This is a genomic window from Bradyrhizobium sp. ARR65 (assembly GCF_000472385.1).
Taxonomy (GTDB): Bacteria; Pseudomonadota; Alphaproteobacteria; order Rhizobiales; family Xanthobacteraceae; genus Bradyrhizobium.
This window is the reverse complement of sequence record NZ_AWZU01000106.1, coordinates 1-6,480: the sequence shown is the minus strand read 5'-3', so window position 1 is coordinate 6,480 and position 6,480 is coordinate 1. Positions and strand designations below refer to the sequence as shown.

4 protein-coding genes and 3 pseudogenes are annotated in these 6,480 nt (G+C 58.7%); 5 read left to right on the top strand and 2 right to left on the bottom strand.

The features are described from left to right. Window positions 1-375, top strand: a pseudogene (locus F758_RS46155) (hypothetical protein); the annotation flags it as partial. A gap of 36 nt (window positions 376-411) precedes the next feature. Here the strand turns inward: F758_RS46155 and F758_RS0142400 are convergent. Next, entirely contained in the window at window positions 412-678 is a 267-nt protein-coding gene (locus tag F758_RS0142400; RefSeq protein ID WP_024513435.1) for a hypothetical protein, read from the bottom strand. Window positions 679-1,155: 477 nt separating this feature from the next. Between F758_RS0142400 and F758_RS0142395 the strand changes: the two genes are divergently transcribed. The 4 genes and pseudogenes from F758_RS0142395 to F758_RS52690 all read left to right on the top strand — a co-directional run. Further along, on the top strand, window positions 1,156-2,400 hold the full coding sequence (locus tag F758_RS0142395) for an HlyD family secretion protein (RefSeq protein WP_198026713.1): 1,245 nt from the start codon (window positions 1,156-1,158) through the stop codon (window positions 2,398-2,400). Between the two features lie 24 nt (window positions 2,401-2,424). Further along, window positions 2,425-4,383: a glycosyltransferase family 2 protein gene (locus F758_RS0142390; protein ID WP_024513433.1), complete on the top strand. Its 1,959-nt coding sequence runs from the start codon at window positions 2,425-2,427 to the stop codon at window positions 4,381-4,383. A 32-nt stretch (window positions 4,384-4,415) separates the two neighbouring features. Next, window positions 4,416-5,432 (top strand): family 8 glycosyl hydrolase, encoded by a 1,017-nt coding sequence (locus tag F758_RS0142385; RefSeq protein WP_245286780.1) that lies wholly within the window; start codon window positions 4,416-4,418, stop codon window positions 5,430-5,432. Window positions 5,433-5,486: 54 nt separating this feature from the next. Further along, a pseudogene (locus tag F758_RS52690) lies at window positions 5,487-5,761 on the top strand (integrase); the annotation flags it as partial. On the opposite strand, the pseudogene F758_RS46150 reads toward F758_RS52690, so the two are convergent. Further along, a pseudogene (locus tag F758_RS46150) lies at window positions 5,758-6,480 on the bottom strand (integrase core domain-containing protein); the annotation flags it as partial. The pseudogenes F758_RS52690 and F758_RS46150 overlap by 4 nt on opposite strands.

Genomic DNA, 6,480 nt, shown 5'->3' with positions numbered 1-6,480 from the left:
AAGACACCCAAGATCAAAGCGTGGCTCGCTCGACGCCCGCATTATCATGTCCACTTCACGCCGACCTCCGCCTCATGGATTAATCAGGTCGAGCGCTGGTTCGCTGAGCTCACCAGAAAGCAGATCCAGCGCGGTGTCCACACTTCCGTTAGGCAACTCGAGGCCGACATCCGTGACTTCATCGCNCTGCACAATAAGAAGCCGAAACCCTTCAGATGGACCAAGTCCGCGGACCAGATTTTGGCTTCCGTCAAACGCTTCTGCCACAAAGCCCAGCAGACATTATGTGGCGAACTTTGGAGTCACGTGACTAGTTTGTGGTATCGAATTGATGTCGCAGGCTGGGGTGTTTCGTTCCGCGATACCGGGGCATAAGAACCCGCCGGCCAAAACCGGCGGGTTTTTCTTTATTCAGCAACCGCGGCAAATGCTTTTGGCAGCGCGGTCAAGCGCCGCGTTTTCGCGATTGATTGGATCGTTCGGATCACCCAGGTTCTTCTCGTCGGGCACTTGATCGGCCCGCGGTTGGCGGTGGCCGACGGGAGCCTCCGGCAGCACTTGCGAACCGGTGTTCGTCGATGGAGCCGCGGCTGGATTTTGTGAGCCAACCGTCTGCGCAATCGCCACCGAAGTGTCGAACAGGGCAAGCAACGCTATAGTCGTGATCAGCTTTCGCATGATGGATCTCGCGAGTTCGGCCCCACCTCCGATTCTGGTAGCGCGAAGACTCGACCACAAGATGCTCCAACCTCACATTTCGTTCAGATGTTCCAATGGCGCGGGGCTTCGGTCTCGCGCTTTTCGCTCTAGCGGCTTCTCGACTTACATGGGGCGTCCCAGCGCACGCTAGGCTGCGCCGTCAACGCGCCGCTGAATCGAGCTGCCGACAGCTCACCTTTTCAAATTCGGATCACGAAAGTCTGCACACTCTCTGATCACGGAAGTCCGCGAACATTCCGATCACAACAATCTGCACGCCGATTTTCAAAACCGTGCGTATTGTCTTGGAGAACCGATACGGCGCGACGTCGTGTGGTTTCGCAAAAATGCAAAACGGGAGGGGCTGAAAGCATGCGCATGCCCAACGGGCGTGCGTCCGCCGATGTTTGACCATCGATCATGCAGCCTCCGCCGGCGGATTTTGGAGCGCTGACCATGATCACTAGGGGACTGAAATTGCTAGCGGGCATCGGAGCGATCGGCTTCGGAATTTGGGCAATGGCCGGTTCTTTTGCCTTCTCGGATGGCGCCCCCGCCGTTGTCAGTGGACAAACTGCGATCATCCGCGCCGTTCAAGACGGTTACACATCGCTGGATAGCTTACGTCGTGGCTCAGCCGTCCATAAGGGCGACGCGATCGGAACACTGCTATTAAGTCCGACGGGCGAAAACAATTCCAACAAATCCATGACGCTGGTGCAGACCAAAGGACGCGTCGACGCCATCGAGGCGGAGGTCACGACGTTGCAAGCTCAAATTCGCGACCTCCAGGAAAGAACCGAAAAGAACCGCGCCGCCCGGATCGACGATCTCAACAGCAAACTGGCCCAGGCAAATACAAATCTCGAAGCTGCCCGGGCCAAGGAAACAGCAGCAAACACAATTCTCGAGCGCCAGCAGAAAGTCTTCTCCATCGGATGGGCCGTCAAATCAACGGTAGAAGCCGCCAAGAGTACCGCGGACGCTGCAAGGCTGGACCGCAGCGCGGCGGAGAAGCAGATCGCCACGCTTCAAGTTGAACTTTCCGCAGCGCGAGACGGGACTTTTCTTCAAGATGCATACAACGACGCGGCCTATTCGCAGCAGCGCGCCGATCAGCTCAAGCTACGTGTCGCCGACCTGCAAGCCGAAGCACAGCAGCAGAATCACCTTTTGAAGCTACTTGAAGGCGATGTTGAGCAACTCAATGCCTCGGGTCGAGACGCAGCTTCAAACTTCAGCGTTCCGATACTTTCGCCTGCTTCCGGGATCGTCTGGAGCGTCATCAACAGCGGCCAATACGTCCGCGCCGGCGACGAGATCGCACGGGTAATCGATTGCTCTGAGCTCACGGCAAATGCGACGGTTTCGGCGCGCGAATATGCTGCTATCAAGGATGGAGATCACGCCGTCTTCAGGCAGCAGGATCAAGAGCAGCCGTGGAAGGGCACAGTTGCCTGGGCGGGTGTGCCTGCATTGAACGAATCGGACGCCTCCATTTCGGCAACCGTCGCGCCAGGCCTGAACAACTTGCAATACAGCGTTATCGTCTCTCTCGACGACGTGTCGAATGCAACGAACTGTCCGGCCGGCAAATTCGGGCGCGTCGTGTTCGGGAACACGCGTTCTATAGGCGACTGGCACGTTCCGAGTCTCGATCGGTTGCCCGCCATGATGATCGATACCCTGCATCTGCGGTAAACGCCGGTCCGAGCAAGAGCGCGCATGTCCGACACCACTATTATTGCAGCAATGGGTCCGCTGCTGTTCATCATCGGCTGCCTTATCGTCGGGTTGCCGCTGCTGAACGCAGATACCACCGCCGGCCGGTTCTGGCCGTGCCTAGCCTGCATTCTCCTGATCGCTCGGACACTGGTGTGGCGCGTGAGCGAAACGCTGCCACCGTTTGCGTTCAGTCTTGACGCGATCTGGTCCTATCTTTTCGTGTCTTTTGAAATCCTCAGTTCGCTGAGCAGCATGTTGCTATTCATCTTCCTGTCGCGAGCGATCGATCGTACAACAATGGCCACGCGCAATGTTGCCTGGGTGAGGTCTCGCAACCGGCGCGTGGATCTGCTGATACCCACTTACAATGAGGGGCAAGCCATCCTGGAGCGTACAATTATCGGTGCGCAATCACAGGATTACGATAATTACCGGATTTTCGTTCTCGATGACCGGTGCCGCGATTGGTTATGCGACCTCTGTAAAAGGCGCGACGTCGGATACATCACTCGGTCGAACAATGAGCATGCGAAGTCGGGCAACATTAATCATGCGCTGCAGCAGCTCTCGGATGAGGAAGCCGGCGAATTCGTGGCCATCTTCGACGCCGATTTTGTGGCTCAGCCAGAGTTCCTCAGCCGCGCGCTCGCGCTGTTTCGGGATGAGGAGGTCGCTTGCGTCCAGACGCCGCAGCACTTCTTTAACCCGGACCCGCTCCAACACGGCTTTGGTGCGGGAAGCCGGTGGCCCGACGAGCAGCGGTTTTTCTTCGATGTGCTGCTCGCCGCCAAGGACGCCTGGGGTGTCGCATTCTGCTGTGGGACTTCCTCGATCATACGGCGCAAGGCTCTCGATCAGGTTGGCGGCTTTCCGACAGAGAGTGTAACGGAAGATATGCTGCTTTCGCTCAAGCTGAAGGAAGCGGGTTGGAAGACGGTATACCTCAACGAGAGGCTCAGCATGGGGTTGGCGCCGGAAGGCGTCTCGGAATACATCACGCAGCGCGGTCGCTGGTGTCTCGGCTTTATGCAGATCGTCCGCAGCAAATGGGGCGTGTTCGGTTCGGCGAAGTTGCCGGCAATCGATCGGATTTCACTGTTCGATGCGTTCCTCTATTGGGGCGCCAGCTTTCCGTTCCGGATTTTATGCCTGATCGCGCCGATCATCTATGGGCTCACCGGACTTGCGGTCGTCAAAGCCGATGCGCAAGGCGTTCTCGATTACTACGCGCCTTCGATTTGCGCGTCGGTGATCGTGCTGGCGTGGATCACGCGCGGGCGCGTGATGCCGATCGTCACGGATGCGGCGCAACTGCTGGTCACTGTGGACGCCATGAAAGCCGCAGCCTTTGGCTTATTCAAGCCCAATGGACACAAATTCAAGGTGACGGCGAAGGGCGGTGAACGGGATCGCTTGAACGTCCAGTGGCGTCTGATCCTCCGATTCCTGCTGCCGCTGCTGCTCGCGACCATTGGCGCCGTGACATACGGCACATTCGATGTTTTCAGCCCGGTCTATGGAAATCAGAGCGCGCCGGTCTGGCTGTTCTGGTCGTATTACAATGCGATCGTCATCGCAGTGACTATTTTCACCTGCATCGAACTCCCCCGGCCGAAGACTGAGGGATTCCGTGTCGCCGAGTCGGCGGTCTTGACAATCGGACCACTGATGCAGCGGCATCAGGTGCTGCTGCTTTCCACCTCATGGGCGATGCTGAGCGGACGCGCTCCGGTCCCGCTCGGCGCGAGCATCGTGCTGCACTTGCAGGGCGTCAGCGAGCCGGTGACCGCGCGCGCATCGAAAATTGGCAAAAACAGTTTTGAGGTAACATTCGAAACGACGCCCTCACTTCATGAGGCCATCATCCGCAAGCTGTTTTCGGGCCAATACCAACTCAGGCCCGCGCGGTTTCGCTTTGCCGACGTGATCATTGCGATCGCCGGAAGATTCGCCTCGTAACCCGAGTCTGGAGGGCAAGTGATATGCGAGTGATGGTCGTGATTTTGGCACTGCTTGCAGCGTTCCGCACCACGATAGCTTTAGCTGCGCCTGGACCGGCTACCGTTTTGTCGGACGGCTGGCGCCAATACAAGGAGCGGTTTGTGACATCGGACGGGCGTGTCGTCGATAATGCCAATGGCGGCATCAGCCACAGCGAAGGGCAGGGCTACGCGATGCTGATTGCGGAACGCCTCGATGATCGACCGGCGTTCGAGGCTATATGGCAGTGGACGGAGGGTAATTTACTCGTGCGGGGTGACGGCCTCGCTGCGTGGCGGTGGAGTCCTCAAATTCCCCATGTGACGGATCACAACAATGCAACTGATGGCGATCTACTTATTGCCTGGGCGCTCACGGAAGCCGGCGACAAGTGGCATGTTCCGGAGTACAGAAAATTCGCCAGGCAGATCGTGGAAGCCTTGGCGGCGAAGGTCGTCGTATCCAGCCGCTTCGGTCCGATCCTGCTGCCGGCCGTGATGGGGTTCGCCGGCAAGGATCGGCCTGACGGACCCGTCATCAATCTCTCCTATTGGATTTTTCCCGCGTTCAAGCGGCTGCGGACTCTGTCCGACGTCATCGATTGGGATGCGGTCGGCGCGACGGGCAAGACCTTGATCGGACTATCTCGTTTCGGCCCCAAGCAACTTCCGACCAATTGGATTTCGCTCGGTGCCGCGCAACCTGAGCCCGCCCACGGGTTCCCGCCCGTGTTCGGATACGACGCGGTTCGAATTCCGTTCTATCTCGCCTGGGGAGAGCCGGCTGATCGTGATCTCCTCGAGTCCTTCGTGCCGCTTGATCTATCGGTCGTGGATGTAAAGACCGCAAACCCCACTGAAAAATTATCCGACCCTGACTATGAAGCTATGGCGGCCCTGGTGCAATGCGTCGGCTCGCAGGCGCCGGTGCAATGGAGAGCGTTGCACGGAAAGTTTTACTATCCAGCCGCGCTTTATCTTTTGGCGCTTGTCGCCGCCGACGAAGTTGGCGAAGCCTGCCCACGATAGATGCAGTGAAGCCGAGCCGCCTTCCTGCGGCAAAATTGCAACCATCGGCACGAGGATGAGCGGTTTACTGAAGTGACCATCGCCGGTCTGGTTGGTCACGCCAAGGGTTCGGTGACGAGCAAATATATCCATACGCTTGATACAGCGCTCATCATGGCGGCGGATACAATCTCGGCTACATCCAAGGACTCCTTGACGGCATCGAGTTCAAGCAAAGCGCCTGCGCGCTTGGACCGCGATTCGAGAAAAGCCGCCTGGCTCGCTTTCTGAGAAGAGCTTTATGTAGTGACCTCGAGGACGCCGACCAGACATCCCGTCTAGCGGCCTAGGCCCTACGCAACGCCTGTCGCGCGGCATTTCGAACTATCCCGGTCGCTCTTCGCTTTGCGATGACCTTGCCCCCAAGTTTTATCCAATCCAGAGTTCGCCCTGGCGGTTTGATTTGCCCGGTTGGGCGGTGGTAGCGACGGGAGCTGGCGCGGAGCCTTCGGCATAGCGCAGCGCCAGATCCCGGCGCAGGTGAAGGCGAACTCGGACGAGGTCTTCCATCCGAGCTGCGAGTGTGGTCGTGCCGCCAGCATCCGAGCGTGACGCGGACCTGGGCCAGCGACGTGAATAACGTCTCATTCAACAATTCGTCCCGCAGCCGACCGTTGAAGCTCTCGATGAAGGCGTTCTGCATGGGCTTGCCCGGCGCGATGTAGTGCCAGGCGACGCGGCTCTGATCGGCCCAGGTCAGGATAGCGTTGCTGGTGAGTTCGGTGCCGTTGTCGCAGGATGCGGAAGCATCGGCCGTCGGTGAGGTGATCCGAGACGAAGTCGAGCGACCAGCGGTCGTTCGGTGCCATCGGCACTGTCATCGGCGTCCGGGTCCCGATCGCCCGCTTGCGGCCGCCACGGCGACGCACCGCGAGCTTCTCTTCCCGGTAGAGCCGGAATAGCTTTTTGTGGTTGATCACATGACCCTCCCGCTTGAGCAGAACATGCAGGCGCCGATAGCCGAAGCGGCGGCGCTCCTGGGCGATCGCCCTCATGCGTTGACGCAGGG